Below are 14465 nucleotides of genomic sequence, written 5' to 3'. Positions count from 1 at the left end.
ACTTGAGAAACGCTACGTTGCGTTCGGGAGGGGCGCAACATGAATGTTGCGTAGTGGAAGTGTATGAGCAGGTCGGAGGGTCTAAATCGTTGCAACGAGTGACGGGGGAACGCAATGTTCGCCGCCCGGTTCGTTGCAATGGGTGGTGCGTGAACGCTCTGCCGGAGGTGGGGGACCGCCCTACCGGCCCGCGCGCAGCCCCAGGACGTACGTGGCCGTCAGCGCGACCGCCCGGTCCGGGTCCCGCGACAGTTCCGCGAGGGCACGGGTCGCCGCCGGGCCCGGGATGTCGGCCAGGGCCTGGGTGAGGCGCCGGCGGGTGGGCGGGGTGGTCGTGGTGCGGGTGAGGCGGTCGACGAGGGCCGTGGTGATCGCCTCGGCGCGGGCCGGGTCGGCCGCCAGCGCGCCCAGCGCGTCCGCGGCGTCCGCGTCGTTGCGCTCCTCGACGACCATCCCGACGAGCGTCGGGACCGCCTCCGCCACTCCCCGTACCCCGAGCGCGAGGGCCGCGTACCCGCGCACCGCCGGGTCGGGGTGGGCGTGGGCCTCCCGCAGGAGGGCGGTCGCCCCGGCGTCCGGGAGCTCGGCGAGGGAACGGACCGCCCGGACCCGTACCTCGGGGTCGGCGGAGTCCAGGCCCCGCGCGAGCAGGGGGGCCGCCGTCGCGCCCGTCTGCGCGAGGGCCCAGCGGAGGGCCCCCGCGACGATCGGGTCGGGCTCGCCCAGGACGGCCTCGACGAGGGCCTCCACGGGTACGGGCGGGGGCGCGGAAGGGTGCTCGGCGGACGGGGTCGCGGGGCCCGGCGGCGCCGACTCCAGGGCCGCGCGCTGCCGGGTCTCCGGGCTCGGCGACCCCAGGCCCTGGAGGAGCGCGGTGATCCGCAGGACCTCCTCCCACCCGGCGGGTTCCGCGGCGCCGATCCGCCGCAGCCGGGTGAGCAGTTCGGTCTCCGCCGCGATGCGCTCCCGGGTCCGGCGTACGAGGTCGTCGACGAGCTCCGCGGGCGCGAAGCCGGGGTCGTCGAGCGCGCGCCCGACGTCGCGCAGCGAGAGCCCGAGCGAGCGCAGGCTCTCGATGTGGAAGACGCGCCGGATGTTCGCGTCGGAGTACTCGCGGTAGCCCGAGCCGCTGCGTCCGGTCGGGCGGACCAGGCCGAGCGACTCGTAGTGCCGGAGCATCCGGGCGCTGACCCCGGACCGTCGAGCGACCTCGCCGATCAGCACCGCTACCGTCCTTCCCGGCCGTCCCCGCCGAGGGCCACGATCCGCTTCGCCTGCTCGACCGCGGACGCGAACCCGGCCTCCGGGTCCCGCCACAGCTGCTCCGTGGCGAGCGCGTGGGCCCGTACCCCCGGGTCGGGGTGGGCCGTCGCCGCGCCCAGGGCCGGCAGCATGACCTCCCCGAGCGCGATCAGCGCCCGGCTGAGGCTCAGTCGCGTCTCGTGCGGTCCGCGCCCGAGCTGCGTCGTCAACCCTACGGCGAGCGCGCCCTCCTCACCTTCCGGTACGAGCACGACGGCCGCGCGCCACGCGCTGCGGGCCACCTCGTCGTCGGGGTCGGCGAGCAGGGCCGGGGTGATCGCCGGCCAGGCCGTGCGGTCGCCGATCTTGGAGAGGGTGTGCAGGGCCTGGCTGCGGGCCTGCGCGTGCTCCGAGCGGACCTCGTCGACCAGCGGCGGGACCGTCGCGGCGGGGGCGTGGCGGGTGAGCGCCCAGGTCAGCATCTCGCGCACGGAGAAGTCGGGCTCGACCGCGCACCGCTCGACCAGGGTGCCGACGGAGGCCGGCGCCGGGTCCGAGCCGACCGCGAGGGCCGCGCGGAGCCGGACCGACGGGTCGGCGTGCGCGAGGGCGCGGAGGGCGGACGCGGGCGCGGATACGGGTGTGGGCGCGGATGCGGGTGTGGATGCGGGCGTGGGCGTGGGCTGGGTCATCGGGGGACCACCTCCTCGGCCACAGTGAAGGGCTTGTCACCGTGTCAAGGTCAAGCGAGTCGCCCGCCCGCTTCCCCGCTCGCGTGCCCGCCGGTCAGTCGATGTGCACGATCTGGAACGCCTCCGCCATCCGCCCCGCCGGCAGCCCGCCCGCCGTCGCGTGCTCGCTGAGCCAGTCGCGCAGCAGCCCGGCCAGGTCGTCGAAGTGGGCGGTCTGGGAGGTGTGGATGCGCAGGGCCTCGACCTTGCGGTCGAAGACGGGGGTGACGTCGACGTACTGGTTCGGGGTCGGCCCCGTCATCAGCCACAGCTCGTGGACCGTCCACGGCTCCAGGCCCTCCTGCTTGAGGAGCTGCGGGTGGGCGAAGGGGTTGCGGGCCTCGGGGTATATCGCGCGCAGACAGGCGTCGCCGACGGCGCGGTGGTCGGGGTGGAGGTCGGCCACGCGGGCCCAGTTGATCTCGGGGGACGGGATGATGGCGCGCTGCGGGCGCACCTCGCGGATGACCCGGCACAGGTCGCGGCGCAGGTCGACGGAGGCCTCGACGAAGCTGTCGGGGTAGCCGAGGAAGCGGACGTCGGCGACGCCGCTGAGTTTCGCGGAGTGGACCTGCTCCGCGCGGCGCAGGTCCGCCATGGCCTGGCGGGGGAGCGCCTCGTCGTAACCGCCCGCGCCGCCGTCGGTGACGATGCAGTAGGTGACGCGGGTGCCGCGTTCGATCCACTGCATGACGGTGCCGCTGACGCAGAACTCGATGTCGTCCGGGTGCGCCGCCACCACCAGCAGTGATTCCGGTGCGCTGCGGACGGTCGGGTCGGTCGTCGCGAAGTCCTCCATGGGGCCAGCCTCTTGGTGCGGCGGGGACGTCGCAAGGCCAAGCCGTGGCGTGAACTGGACATGGCACTTACGCGCCATTCAAAAGCTTGGTAGATTCAAATCATTGGGTGTTCCACGTGGATAGAGACTGGTAGAGAGATCCGGAGGCGACCGGCAATGTGCAGGATCCTCGGCACCATCGCCGCGGGTGCGGCGCGTCCCGACCCCGCCGAGCTCGCGGCGGTCTCGGCCCGGCAGCGGCACGGCGGCCCCGACGAGCACCACGTGCTCAGCGGCCCCGGCTGGTCGCTCGGCTGCGACCGGCTCGCCGTCACCGACCCCTGCGGCGGGCGGCAGCCCTACCGGCTGCCCCACCTGCCCGGCATCCTCGCCGTGCTCAACGGCGAGATCTACAACCACACCGAGCTGCGCCGCCGGCTGGCCGCGCGCGGCCACCGCTTCCCCGACCGCTGCGACGGCACCCTGCTGCCCGCGCTGTACGCCGAGTACGGGCCCGCCTTCGCCGAACACCTCGACGGCATGTTCGCCGTCGCGATCCTCGACCTGCGCCCCGCCCGCGCCCAACTCGTGCTCGCCGTCGACGACATGGGCATGAAGCCGATCCACCTGCACCACGACCCGACCGACGGCTCCACCCGCTTCGCCTCCGAGATCCCCGCCCTGCTCGCCTTCGAGGGCGTGCGGATCGCCCCGCGCGAGGACGCCCTCGACACCGTCCTCGCCACCCGCACCTCCTTCTCCGCGCGCACCGCCCTCGACGGCATCGACGTGCTGCCGCCCGGGGCCACCGCACTCGTCCGGCCCGGCTGCGCGCCCGTCGTGCGCCGCCGTGCCCCGCACGCGGCGCGGCCGCTCGGCGACACCCAGGACGTGCTGCGGCACGAGGTGCGCCGGCTCGCCACCGCGGACGTGCCCGTCTGCGCGGTCACCAGCGGCGGGCTCGACTCGGGGCTGGTCACCGCGCTCGCCGCCGAGCACGCGCGCGAGACGGACGCGCCGCCGCTGCACACCTTCCACCTCGCCTACCGGGGCAAGTGGCCCGACTCCGAGGCCGCGTACGCCCGTTCCGTCGCCCGGCGGGCCCGGACCGTGCACCACGAGGTCGTCGTCGATCCCGACGAGATCCCCTCGCTGCTCACCCGCACCGTCCGCCACCTCGGGCAGCCCAACGCCGACCCGATCGCGCTCTCCACGTACGCGCTGTTCCGGGCCGTGCGCGAGAACGGCTTCACCGTGGCGCTCACCGGGGACGGCGCCGACGAGCTCTTCGGCGGGTACGACCGGATGCGGGCCGCGCTCACCGCGCCGGCCGGCATCGACTGGGCCGGCGCCTACGCCGACGCGCTCTCGGCCGCGCCGCGGCTGCTGCGGGAGCACCTGTACACCTCCTCGTACGCCGCCTTCATCGCCGACCACGGCTCGGCCGCCGACCGCATCGAGCAGGAGCTGCGCTCGGCCGACGCGGCCGGGGGCGACCGGGTGACCGCGCTCAGCGCCTTCGAGACGCGGTGGCGGCTGCCCGCGTACCACCTGCGGCGGGTCGACCACCTGTCGATGGCGTGGGCGGTGGAGGCGCGCATGCCGTTCTGCCAGCCCGGGGTCGTGACGCACGCCCGCTCCCTGCCGGCCGCCGCGCGGCACGGGAAGCCCGCGCTGTACGAGGCGGGGGCGGAGCTGCTGCCCGCGGCGGTCCTCAACCGGCCCAAGCAGCCGTTCACGCTGCCCGTCGCCGCCATGCTCGCCCCCGGCGGGCCGCTCCTCGACACCGTCCGCGAACTCCTGTCCCCGGCCCGCCTGGTCCTCGGCGGCAAGGTCCGCGCCGACCGCGTCCAGAAGCTGCTCGCGCGGCATCTGCAACGGCCCAACCAGCACGCGGCGATGGCGCTTTGGGGGCTGGCCGTGCACGAGCTGTGGACGGAGGTCGTCCAGGGCATGCGAATCCCGGCCGGCTGTGCGGCCTGACGTCCCGGAGCCGCCCGTCCGCGTCACCGTCGTCCGGGCCGAGGACGCCCCCGGGCCCACCCTCGTCGTCCGGCTCGACCAGCTCCCCCCGGGCGCCCTCGCGCTCGGCGACGAGCTGGCGGGAGTGCGCCGGGCGCTCGCGGGCACCCCGTACGCGGAGCTCAACAAGATCGCGCTGTACGGGCCTTCGGCCGGACGCCGGGGCGGGCTCGACTACCGGTTCGTGCAGGCCCTCCCGGACGGCCGGTTCGACTTCCGCACCGGGTGCGGGCATTCGCTGCTCGCCTGCGTGGTCGCCGAGGGCCGGCCGGACGACGTCACCGTGCGGGCCGTGACGACCGGGGACACCGTGCGCGTCGAGCGGGAGGACGGCGACGGCGAACGGCACGCGCTGCACTTCCTGCGGCCCCCCACCGCCCCCGGCACCCTCCCCACCGGCCGCCCCGTCGACACCCTGCTCGGCGTGCCCGTCTCCCTCGTGCGGTACGGGAACCCGTACGTCTTCGTCGACGCCCGCCACCTGGCGGACGGGGGGACGGAGGAGGGGCTGGAGCGGCTGCGGGGCGAGGCGGCCCGTCTGCTCGGGTACGCCCCGCACGCGCCGCTGCCCAAGATCGCCGCCTTCCGCCCGACCCCCGAAGGGCTCTTCGTGCGGGCCCTCACCGTCGGCGGCTGGCATCCGCGCCTGGCGCTCACCGGCGCCGCCGCCCTCGCCGCCGCCGGCGCGCTCGACGGGACCGTCGTGCCCGGCGGCCCGGGCCGTACGGTCAGGACGCCCGGCGGGGTCGTCACCGTCTCCACCGGGCCCGACCGGGTCACCGTGCACCACAAGCGGGCCCGGGTCCTGGACCGGCTCGAACTCCCCTGGCGTATCCACGCAACGGCGTGAATGCGCACCCCTGGGGACGGGCGGTCACCCGCGAACCTCTGTCACGCTGAAATACGACCGGCAATCGGTGGCACGCCATGGCGGAGCCGTATCCGTGCCGTGGTCCGTGCGTATCCGTGGCGTATCCGTGGGGAGAGCAGACACACATGAAATTCGAGAATCTGCGTGTCGTCGTGACCGGGGCGTCCCGCTATTTCGGCCGCGCGCTCGCCGTCGGATTCGCCCATCTCGGCGCCGAGGTCTACGTGTCGGCCCGCACCGTCGAGGCCGCCGAGCGCACCCGCGCCGAGGTCATGGGCTCGGCCCGCGACCGCATCCACGCCTTCGGCTGCGACCTGAGCCGCCCGGCCGAGATCCGGGAGTTCGCCGCCCGCGTCGGCGAGCGCACCGACCGGGTCGACCTGCTGGTGAACAACGGGGCCCGCTGGCTGGACGGCATGGACCTGGAGGCGGCCAGCGACGACGAGATCGTCGAGACGATCGAGTCGACGGCCGGCGGCACCGTCCTGATGGTGAAGCACTTCCTGCCGCTGCTGCGCGGCTCGCTGCGCCCCGACATCGTCAACATGGTCGCCGTGCGGGACGCCGAGGGCGCCTCGGCCGCGACCGCGGGCGCCGCGCACGAGGCGTTCTGGACGGCGAAGAGCGCGCAGGCGGGATTCGCCGACATCCTCTCCCGGCGGCTGCGGCCCTCCGGCGTCCGGGTGTTCTCGCTCTACCCGCCGGACTTCTCGACCTCCGACCCGCGATTCGCCGAATGGAACGGCCTGAATCCGGACGGAATAGCGCCCGACGAGAAGCTGACCACGCAGGCGCTCTTCGAATGCATCGTGTACGCCGTCGAGCAGCCCCGTGACTGCTTCATCCGTTCCTTCCACTTCGAACCCCGCTGACCCGGGCTCCCCCGAGCTCACCGCAGCACAGCGTCAAGGAGGTCCCATGAGCACCCCTGTCTGGATCACCGCGACCCCTCCGGCCACCCATGGCGAACTGCACATCGGACACCTCGCCGGTCCGTACGTCGCGGCCGACGTCCTCACCCGCTACCTGCGGGCCGAGGGCGAACCGGTGCGGTTCACCACCGGTACCGCCGACCACGCCAGCTCGGTGGAGGTCAGAGCGCTGCGGCACAACCGCAAGCCCGAGGAGGTCGCCGAGGGCTACCGCGCGGCGATCACCGCGGACTGGCTGCGCTCCGGTGTCGAGTTCGACCACATCGTCCGGCCCCGCAAGGACCGCGGCTACGCGCGCTGGGTGCAGGAGCTCTTCAGCCGCCTGTACGCGCAGGGCGTCATCGCCCCGCGCACCCGCCTGCTGCCGTACTGCGAGCCCTGCGAGCGCTGGCTGTACGGGGCGCACGTCACCGGCAGCTGCCCGCACTGCGGGGCCACCAGCGACGGCGGCATGTGCCACGAGTGCGCGCGCCCCAACGACGGCGGGGACCTCATCTCGCCGCGCTGCTCGCTGTGCGACACCCCGGCGCTCGCCAAGCGCTGCCGGCGGCTCTACGTGCCCCTGGAGCCGTTCCGCGAGACCCTCGCCGACTACTGGGCGGCGGCCGGCCTGCCGCCGCGGCTCGCGGCGCTGTGCGAGTCGCTGGTGGAGGACGGGCTGCCGGACATCGCGGTCGGCCACCCCGCCGACTGGGGCCTGCCGGTGCCGGTGGAGGGCTTCCCGGACCACCGCATCGACGGCTGCTTCGAGGCCGCCGCGATGCACCTGTTCGGCTACGACACCAAGGGCCCGCTGCCCCGCCGCACCATCCACTTCTGCGGCTTCGGGCACGCCTTCTGCCACGCGGTGCTGCTGCCGGTGCTGCTGCTCGCGCAGGACGTGAAGCTGCCGCAGGAGTTCAACGTCAACGAGTCGTACGTGGTGGAGGAGGGCGTCCGCGAGGGGAACGTGTGGGCGCTGGACCTGCTCACCGAGTACGGCTCCGACACCCTGCGCCGCCATGTCCTGCAGGCCCGCCCGACCGGCCGCCGGACCGTCTTCCAGCGGGACCGGCTCGCCGCCGCCCGCATGGAGCTCGACGAGAACTGGAACAGCTGGCTGGCCCGGCTGTTCGCGTCCGTCCGCGAGGAGTGCGACGGGCTCGCCCCGCAGGCGATGCCCGGCGGCACCGGCTGGGAGATCCTGGAGCGGCGGCTGCACCGGGGCGTGGACGACCTGCGCGAGGCCTACGGTCCCGACGCCTTCGACCCGCGCCGCGCGGTGGCGGTGCTCGACGAGATGGTCCGCTCGGTCGCCGACTTCGGCTACGTCAACGCGCACGAGCGCTGCCGGCCCAGCAACTCCTGCCGCCACCTGCCCTCGCTCGCCGCCCAGTTGGCGGTGGCCTCGGCGCTGTCGGCGTGGTCCCGGCCGGTGATGCCCGAGGGCGCGGACCGGCTGGCGTCGGCGCTCCAGGTGGCGCCGGGCCGCCCGGTCGACTGGTCGGCGCTGATCGCCCCGCTGCCGGGGACGCGGCTCGCGCCGCCCTCCGGTCCGGTCTACGGGTTCTGACGAACTCGCGCCGGATTTCCCCGCCCTCTACTACTAATCAGCTAAGTAATTCAGTGCATCGGCGAGCCGGTGCCACCGCACAGCGCCAAGAGAGAAACACGAGCAACGCAGTCCCCATCCCCGCCGCGTGACCGTGCGCGCGACGCGCAGGGACCACGTGGCCCTCCCCACAGGAGCCCCACGTGTCCCTGCGCGTCGCCATGCTCAGCGTCCACACCTCCCCGCTCCACCAGCCCGGAACCGGGGACGCCGGCGGCATGAACGTCTACATGGTCGAACTCTCCCGGGCCCTCGCCGAACAGGGCGTGGAGGTGGACCTGTTCACCCGCTGCCGCGGCGAGGGCCGGCCCGGCATCGAGGACCTCGCGCCCGGCGTCCGGGTCCGCCACCTGCACGCGGGACCGCGCCGGCCGCTGCCCAAGGAGGCCATGCCGGACCTGGTCGTCCCCTTCTCGCTGGCCCTGCTCAAGCAGAAGCGCCGCTACGACCTGGTCCACTCGCACTACTGGCTGTCCGGGCAGGCGGGGCGGATCGCCTCGTTCGGCTGGGGCATACCGCTGGTGCACACCGCGCACACCCTGGCCCTGGTCAAGAACGCCCACCTCGCCGAGGGCGACACCCCCGAGCCCGAGCTGCGGATCCGCGGCGAGCGCCAGGTGGTGGGGGACGCCGACCGGCTGATCGCCAACACCGCCGACGAGGCGGAGGCGCTGCGCTCCCTGTACGGGGCGGCGGCGCCGCGCACCGAGGTGGTGCGGCCGGGCGTGGACCTGCGCACCTTCGGGCCGGGGGCCGGGCGGGCGGCGGCCCGGGCCCGGCTCGGGCTGCCGGCCGACGCCTTCATCCCGCTGTACGCGGGGCGCATCCAGCCGCTGAAGGGGCCCGACGTCCTGGTGCGGGCGGTCGCGGAGCTGCTGCGGATGGCGCCGGAGCTGCGCCCGCGGCTGCTGGTCCCGGTGGTGGGCGGGCACTCGGGGGCGGGCCGGGAGGGCTCGATGGGGCGGCTGGCGGCCGAGCTGGGGGTCGCGGACGTGCTCCAGGCCTGTCCTCCCGTACCGCAGGATCGGCTCGCCGAGTGGTACCGGGCGGCGGACGTGCTCGTGGTGCCCTCGCGCAGCGAGTCCTTCGGGCTGGTGGCGCTGGAGGCGCAGGCCTGCGGGACGCCGGTGCTCGCCGCGGCGGTGGGCGGGCTGCCGACGGCGGTGTGGGACGGGGTGTCGGGGATGCTGGTCCGGGGGCACGACCCGGTGGAGTACGCCCGGCGGCTGCGCTGGCTCGCGACGCACCCGCAGGCGCGGGTGTCGATGGGGGAGGCGGCGGTCCGGCACGCGCAGGGGATGAGCTGGCGCACCTCCGCCGCGCGGACGATCGACGTCTACGAGGACGCCCGGGCGGCCGCGCTGGGCCGGGCGGACCGGGTGGGGCAAGGGCGGCGGCACGCCCCTGCCCCGACGGCCCCTCTCTCCTGGAGGAACGAGAAGGCCGTAGCTCAAGTCTAGCATCTCTTTTGGTTCGACCAAAGGTTAGAGGAGCTCCGGATCCCCCAATTCCGTTGCTCGGGCGGCACATTGACGCACTCACGCCATGGCGGGTGCACGCATCGACCATCTATGGATTCGCTTCCGGAGGCGGAACAGAATAGAGATGTCTTCAGGGAGCGCCCGGCGGCACGGGCCCCCAGAAGGCGGAATTCACATTCCAACTCCTGGAGGAATCATGTCCGCTCAGCAGAACGCCGGTGTGCGCAAGACGGTCCGCCAGTTCGCCCTCGCGCTGGTCGCGTGTCTCGCCGTCGCCGGCGGTGCGAGCCTGGCCGCCGCCGACGACAGCGGAGCTGCCCAGCAGCAGAACGCCGGCGTCACCAACGAGTGGCCCTTCGTCGACCCCACCCCCACGCCCACCCCCACCAACTGAATCCCGGCTGCCTCCCCTGAATTCGGCAGCGAAAAGGCCCCGCAATCGACCTGCCACGATTGCGGGGCCTTTCCTTTCCGTCGAACGGGTCAGTCCAGCCAGCCCAGGCGAACCGCGCGGACGCCCGCCTCGAAGCGGCTCGACGCCCCCAATTCCTGCATGAGTTCCGAGAGCATGCGGCTCACCGTGCGCAGCGATACCCCGAGGTTCCGGGCGATCTTCTCGTCCTTCATGCCGGTCGCCAGCATCTCCAGGGCGGCCCGCTGCTGCTCCGAGAGGCCGTCGCCCCCGCGCTCGACGGAGGTCTCGTCGCCGTAGGGGGCGGCCGTGTGCCAGCAGTGCTCGTAGAGGCCCAGGTAGGAGCGGACGAGGGCCGAGCCGCGGGCCAGGATGGCGCCCTCGCGCCCGTCCTCGGGGCGGATCGGCAGCAGCGCGTACTGCTGGTCGGCGATCACCATGTTCATCGGCACCTGCCGGGCCACCTTGATCTCCACGCCCATCTCGATGCGCATCCGCAGCAGTTCGGCGACGTCCGGCAGGTCGGCGTGGGCGCGTGAGTAGATGGCGCGGACCCGCACCCCGTTGTCCAGCTGGCGGCGGTCGCGGTCCAGGGTCCTGGCCTGCGCCTGGCGGCTCGGGCCGCCCGGGTGCATGGAGGCCGAACTCTCCTGGATGACGTCGGTGATGTCCTCCAGCGTCTGCTGGATCCTGCGGTAGTCCGTCAGCGCCTCCACCTCGACCTCGGAGCCCGCCAGCGCGCTCGCCCGCAGGAACGTGCCGGCCAGGGTCTCCAGGGTGCTGAACGCCCGGTCCGCCTCGGCCAGGTGCTCCCTCAGCCGGGCCCGCTCCCGGTCCAGCAGGCGCAGCAGCGCGATCTCCGGGGCCACCGAGGCCACGGTGTCGGCGTCCGGCCGCCACTCGGCGTTGCGCACGTCGGCGACGGTGGCGTGGGTGGTGCCGGTGGGCACGATCAGCCCCAGGGCGATCAGTTCGGCCCGACATCGCTCGAACTCCTCGGGGGCGATGCCTAACGCGCCCGCGGTCTCGGTGAAGCTCGACGCCCCCCGCCGGCGGAGCTCCTGATAGAGGGTCACCAAACGACCGGTCGCCGGCCGGCCCCCTGTGCCGCCGCCCGTCGTGACCATGGCGAACCACCCCCCTGTCGTGCTCTCGTCAGCGTCGCGAATCGATCGTCCGGACCGTTCAGGCTACGCGCCGCGCCCGTGCGTCTCGCCGTCCAGGAGTCCCATCCGGGCGGCCTTCACGCCCGCCTCGAAGCGGCTGGCGGCGTCCAGCTCCTGCATCACCTCGGAGATCAGCCGGCTCACCGTGCGCAGCGAGACGCCGAGGTTGCGGGCGACCTGCTCGTCCTTGATCCCGGAGGCGAGCATCCGCAGCGCGGCCCGCTGCTGCTCGTTCAGCCCGTCGCCGCCGTGCTCGGCCGGCTCCTCGTGGCCGTACGGGGTGGCGGCGTGCCAGCAGTACCCGTACAGCGCCCGGTAGGAGCGGACCAGGCCCGGGCCGCGGGCCAGGATGGCGGCCGATTCGGGATCGTGCGGATCGGTGGGCAGCAGCGCGAAGTTGTCGTCGGCGAGGACCATGTTCATGGGGACGACGGGGGAGAGCCGGACCTCGACGCCGAGCGCGGTGCGCGCCGCGAGGTGCTGCACCATCTCCGGTACGGCACCGACCCGTTGGCTGTACATGGCGTGCACCCGCACCCCGCGCGCCACCCGGCGGCGGTCCCACTCCAGCTCCAGCGCCATCTCCTCGCGCCGCACCGCTCCGGTCAGCATCGAGTAGACCGAGTCCCGGACGGATTCCGTCAGGTCGGCCAGTTCGCGGTGGACCTGGGCGGGGTCGTCGACGATCTCCACCTCGACCTCGGAGCCGGGTTCGAGGCCGGCCCGGAGGAACGGTCCTGCGAGGGTCTCCAGGGTGGTGTGGGCGCGGCTGGTCTCGGCCAGCCGGTTCTCCAGCCGGTCCCGCTCGTGCTGGAGCAGGTGGAGCAGGGCGACGTCGGGGGCGACGACGACGGGGGCGGGGCGCTCGGGGGTGATGTGCCCGTGGTCGAGCAGGCCGAGGGCGATCAGCTCGTCGCGGCAGCGCTCACGCTCGGTCCCGGACAGTTCCAGGCGGGCGGCGACGACCTCGAAGGAGTCGGCCGGGGTGGCGCGAAGCGCCTGGTAGAGGGTGAGGGCCTGTTCGCTTCCCGCACGCGCACCGGCGGCGTTTTTGGACACGGCGCAGCAGACTCCCCTCGGATCGCGCGGATCCCGTTGAAACGCCCCGCTCGACCCTGCCACAGATTCGAACGCGACGCACGGTGTTCAAGCGCTTTCAGCGCGAAGGGTGCTCTTCGTGGCAGTCGGGGCAAAGGCCCTTGAAGACCACCTCGGCATCGCTCACCCGCCACTGCGGCAGGCTGCCGCGCGGCGGGGCGGGGGCGGTCGCGGTCACGTTCTCCACCCGGCCGCACTCGACGCACAGGGCGTGCTGGTGCGGCGGGCCGGACACCTCGAAGACGGCCGGGAGGCCGGGCCGGTCGAACTTGCTGACCAGGCCGGTCTCCTGGAAGTGCCGCAGCATCTCGTACACGGCCTGGCTGGTCAGGGTGCCGAGCCGCTCACGGGCGGTCGCGGTGATCGCCTCGACGTCGAGATGGCCGCCGGCGGCGAGCACGGTGAGCACCTCCAGGCGCGGTCCGGTGACCCGCAGGCCGACGTCGCGCAGGCGCTGGATCACCGCCTCGCGGCCCGTCAGCTCTTCCACGACTGCCATCTTCTCCGCCCGCCACCTGGTCGGCCCAAACCTTTGTGGGCATCGTACCTCTTGGCCATCCTTGTCGTCAGTGGGTCGGCCCCGGGCGGTACCCGGGGCGGGCCCCGGTCAGTCGTCGGGCCGGCAGACCAGCAGGACGCTCTCGGTCCGCTCGTCGATCCGGTGCCGCCGCCGGCCCTCGATGTGCAGACCTGCCGAGTGCAGCTCGGCCGCCAGGTGCGCGCCGTCCACGATCCACTTGTCGGTGGTCAGCACCACCCGCTCGGTGGAGAGCTTGCCGGTCCGCGCCGAGTAGTAGGTGATCCGCTCGCTCATCGAGCGCAGGTCGAAGACCTGGCGGGCCACCACCCACTCGTCGATCCCGTCGAAGCGCGGGACCTGGAAGGCCCAGGTCCGCTGCGGCTCCGCGATCAGCCCCGGCACCTGGTGCGCGGTGTAGTCGAGCGCGAGCGCTCCGCCCGCCCCCAGGTGCGAGGCGATCTCGCGCAGCAGCCGGGGCCGTGCGCGGGGCGGCACGGCGGAGACCATCGCGCCGGCCAGCAGGGCCAGCCGGTAGTCGCCGTCGAGCCGCAGCTCGGTGAGGTCGGCCCGGGTGGTCACGACGAGCTCGGCGACCTGCGGGCCGATCCGCCGGGCCCAGGACTCGAGGCGTTCCAGGGCGGGGCCGTCCCGGTCCACGGCCTCCACGGCGAAGCCGTGCCGGGCGAAGGGGACGGCGAGCCGTCCGGCGCCGGAGCCGAGATCGAGGACGGGGCCGCCGGTGGAGCGGGCGAGGCTGAGGTACCGGACGATGTCGGCGCTGTGCGGGCCGAGGAGCGCGTCGTAGAGCCAGACCGAGTCCTCGTCGCCGGGGGAGACCGATTCGAGTCCGGGAAGGGTGTCGGACTTGAGCCGGATGCCCGCGCCGGGGGCGGGCGGTTCGAGGGGGCCGAGCGCGTCGAGCGTCCCGGCCCGGGTGCCGGGGAGGCCGTATCGGGACGGCAGGACCGGCGCGAGCGCTGCGGGCACGGCGGGCAGGGAAGTGCCGCTCGGTGTGTGCATCGCTCCTCCAGGGGCTCGCTCGGTCCATGCCGTCCGGGCGGGGCTCCCGTGCCGCCGGGGCCGCGCCGCTGAGCTCCATCCTGGCCGGGGACGGAGGGCCGATTCCAGCGGATCCGGGGGCGTGAACACGCGATGGCGTGTGTCTGCCACGAATGCGTGGGCGAGCGGGAGGTGAGGAGGGGTCAGGTGTACGGGCGGACCCGGGGCGCCGTCAGAGCGCGCGGTTCAGACGGGTCGGGCCCAGCGGCCTGAAGCCGAGGCGCTCGAAGAAGGGGAGCGAGGGGTCCCGCTCGCTCGGCAGCGTGACCCGCTGCTCGGTGGCGCCGAAGCAGAGCATCCGTTCGCCGGCCGCCGTGAGGAGCGCCCGGCCCACCCCGCGGCGGCGCGCGCCGGGGACGACGGCGAGGGCGTAGATCTCCCCCTCGCCCGGCAGCGGGACTCCGCCCGCCGCGACGCCGATCACCGAGCCGTCCGCTCCGGTCGCCACCAGCCAGCCGAGCCAGCCGGGCGCACCGCCGGGAATTTCAATTTCCGCACGGATACGGGGAAGTGCGCATTGTGTGGCGACAAGGCGCCCGGTCGGCATTTCTCCGAGTATTTC

At 74.0% G+C, this 14465-nt stretch carries 14 protein-coding genes; 6 read left to right on the top strand and 8 right to left on the bottom strand.

The window, feature by feature from the left end; all coding sequences use genetic code 11:
* Positions 1-180: 180 nt before the first annotated feature.
* The 3 genes from ABD981_RS18075 to ABD981_RS18065 all read right to left on the bottom strand — a co-directional run bounded on the left by ABD981_RS18075 (position 181) and on the right by ABD981_RS18065 (position 2772).
* Positions 181-1224 (bottom strand): HEAT repeat domain-containing protein, encoded by a 1044-nt coding sequence (locus ABD981_RS18075; protein WP_205628122.1) that lies wholly within the window; start codon positions 1222-1224, stop codon positions 181-183.
* Positions 1225-1226: 2 nt separating this feature from the next.
* The gene (locus ABD981_RS18070; protein ID WP_123954288.1) at positions 1227-1934 is read right to left on the bottom strand and encodes a HEAT repeat domain-containing protein; all 708 of its coding nucleotides are present in this window, start codon (positions 1932-1934) and stop codon (positions 1227-1229) included.
* 94 nt (positions 1935-2028) lie between these two features.
* Entirely contained in the window at positions 2029-2772 is a 744-nt protein-coding gene (locus ABD981_RS18065; RefSeq protein ID WP_046906517.1) for a PIG-L deacetylase family protein, read from the bottom strand.
* A gap of 156 nt (positions 2773-2928) precedes the next feature.
* Between ABD981_RS18065 and asnB the strand changes: the two genes are divergently transcribed.
* The 6 genes from asnB (at position 2929) to ABD981_RS18035 (ending at position 10042) form a co-directional block, all read left to right on the top strand.
* Positions 2929-4734: an asparagine synthase (glutamine-hydrolyzing) gene (gene asnB, locus ABD981_RS18060; protein WP_046906518.1), complete on the top strand. Its 1806-nt coding sequence runs from the start codon at positions 2929-2931 to the stop codon at positions 4732-4734.
* Positions 4724-5623, top strand: a complete 900-nt coding sequence (locus tag ABD981_RS18055; RefSeq protein ID WP_123954289.1) for a 2-methylaconitate cis-trans isomerase PrpF family protein — start codon at positions 4724-4726, stop codon at positions 5621-5623. Before asnB ends, ABD981_RS18055 begins: the two co-directional genes overlap by 11 nt.
* A gap of 146 nt (positions 5624-5769) precedes the next feature.
* On the top strand, positions 5770-6516 hold the full coding sequence (locus ABD981_RS18050; protein ID WP_046906519.1) for an SDR family oxidoreductase: 747 nt from the start codon (positions 5770-5772) through the stop codon (positions 6514-6516).
* A gap of 46 nt (positions 6517-6562) precedes the next feature.
* On the top strand, positions 6563-8128 hold the full coding sequence (locus tag ABD981_RS18045; protein ID WP_046906520.1) for a class I tRNA ligase family protein: 1566 nt from the start codon (positions 6563-6565) through the stop codon (positions 8126-8128).
* A 200-nt stretch (positions 8129-8328) separates the two neighbouring features.
* The gene (gene mshA, locus ABD981_RS18040; protein ID WP_123954308.1) at positions 8329-9627 is read left to right on the top strand and encodes a D-inositol-3-phosphate glycosyltransferase; all 1299 of its coding nucleotides are present in this window, start codon (positions 8329-8331) and stop codon (positions 9625-9627) included.
* 217 nt (positions 9628-9844) lie between these two features.
* A complete protein-coding gene (locus ABD981_RS18035; protein WP_046906521.1) occupies positions 9845-10042 on the top strand; it encodes a hypothetical protein in 198 nt (65 codons plus the stop codon).
* A gap of 89 nt (positions 10043-10131) precedes the next feature.
* Here ABD981_RS18035 and ABD981_RS18030 read toward each other — a convergent pair whose 3' ends face one another.
* The 5 genes from ABD981_RS18030 to ABD981_RS18010 all read right to left on the bottom strand — a co-directional run bounded on the left by ABD981_RS18030 (position 10132) and on the right by ABD981_RS18010 (position 14351).
* Positions 10132-11136 (bottom strand): helix-turn-helix transcriptional regulator, encoded by a 1005-nt coding sequence (locus ABD981_RS18030; protein ID WP_240495131.1) that lies wholly within the window; start codon positions 11134-11136, stop codon positions 10132-10134.
* A 114-nt stretch (positions 11137-11250) separates the two neighbouring features.
* Positions 11251-12285 carry a helix-turn-helix domain-containing protein gene (locus ABD981_RS18025; RefSeq protein ID WP_046906523.1) on the bottom strand — a complete coding sequence of 345 codons (1035 nt, stop codon included), beginning with the start codon at positions 12283-12285 and terminating at the stop codon, positions 11251-11253.
* A gap of 97 nt (positions 12286-12382) precedes the next feature.
* Complete coding sequence (locus ABD981_RS18020; RefSeq protein WP_046906524.1) at positions 12383-12823, bottom strand: Fur family transcriptional regulator; 441 nt, start codon at positions 12821-12823, stop codon at positions 12383-12385.
* Between the two features lie 108 nt (positions 12824-12931).
* Positions 12932-13864: an SAM-dependent methyltransferase gene (locus ABD981_RS18015; RefSeq protein WP_123954291.1), complete on the bottom strand. Its 933-nt coding sequence runs from the start codon at positions 13862-13864 to the stop codon at positions 12932-12934.
* Positions 13865-14075: 211 nt separating this feature from the next.
* Entirely contained in the window at positions 14076-14351 is a 276-nt protein-coding gene (locus ABD981_RS18010; protein WP_240495132.1) for a GNAT family N-acetyltransferase, read from the bottom strand.
* Positions 14352-14465 lie beyond the last annotated feature (114 nt).

This window comes from Streptomyces showdoensis, assembly GCF_039535475.1.
Classification (GTDB): Bacteria; Actinomycetota; Actinomycetes; order Streptomycetales; family Streptomycetaceae; genus Streptomyces; species Streptomyces showdoensis.
The sequence above is the reverse complement of the archived record's forward strand: the minus strand, read 5'-3'. Positions and strand labels throughout refer to the sequence as shown.

Coding starts and splice junctions, on each gene's coding strand:
- ABD981_RS18050 (WP_046906519.1), top strand. CDS start 5,770: ATGAAATTCGAGAATCTGCGTGTCGTCGTGACCGGGGCGTCCCGCTAT.
- ABD981_RS18045 (WP_046906520.1), top strand. CDS start 6,563: ATGAGCACCCCTGTCTGGATCACCGCGACCCCTCCGGCCACCCATGGC.
- mshA (WP_123954308.1), top strand. CDS start 8,329: ATGCTCAGCGTCCACACCTCCCCGCTCCACCAGCCCGGAACCGGGGAC.
- ABD981_RS18070 (WP_123954288.1), bottom strand. CDS start 1,934: ATGACCCAGCCCACGCCCACGCCCGCATCCACACCCGCATCCGCGCCC.
- ABD981_RS18020 (WP_046906524.1), bottom strand. CDS start 12,823: ATGGCAGTCGTGGAAGAGCTGACGGGCCGCGAGGCGGTGATCCAGCGC.
- ABD981_RS18015 (WP_123954291.1), bottom strand. CDS start 13,864: ATGCACACACCGAGCGGCACTTCCCTGCCCGCCGTGCCCGCAGCGCTC.
- ABD981_RS18035 (WP_046906521.1), top strand. CDS start 9,845: ATGTCCGCTCAGCAGAACGCCGGTGTGCGCAAGACGGTCCGCCAGTTC.
- ABD981_RS18065 (WP_046906517.1), bottom strand. CDS start 2,772: ATGGAGGACTTCGCGACGACCGACCCGACCGTCCGCAGCGCACCGGAA.
- asnB (WP_046906518.1), top strand. CDS start 2,929: ATGTGCAGGATCCTCGGCACCATCGCCGCGGGTGCGGCGCGTCCCGAC.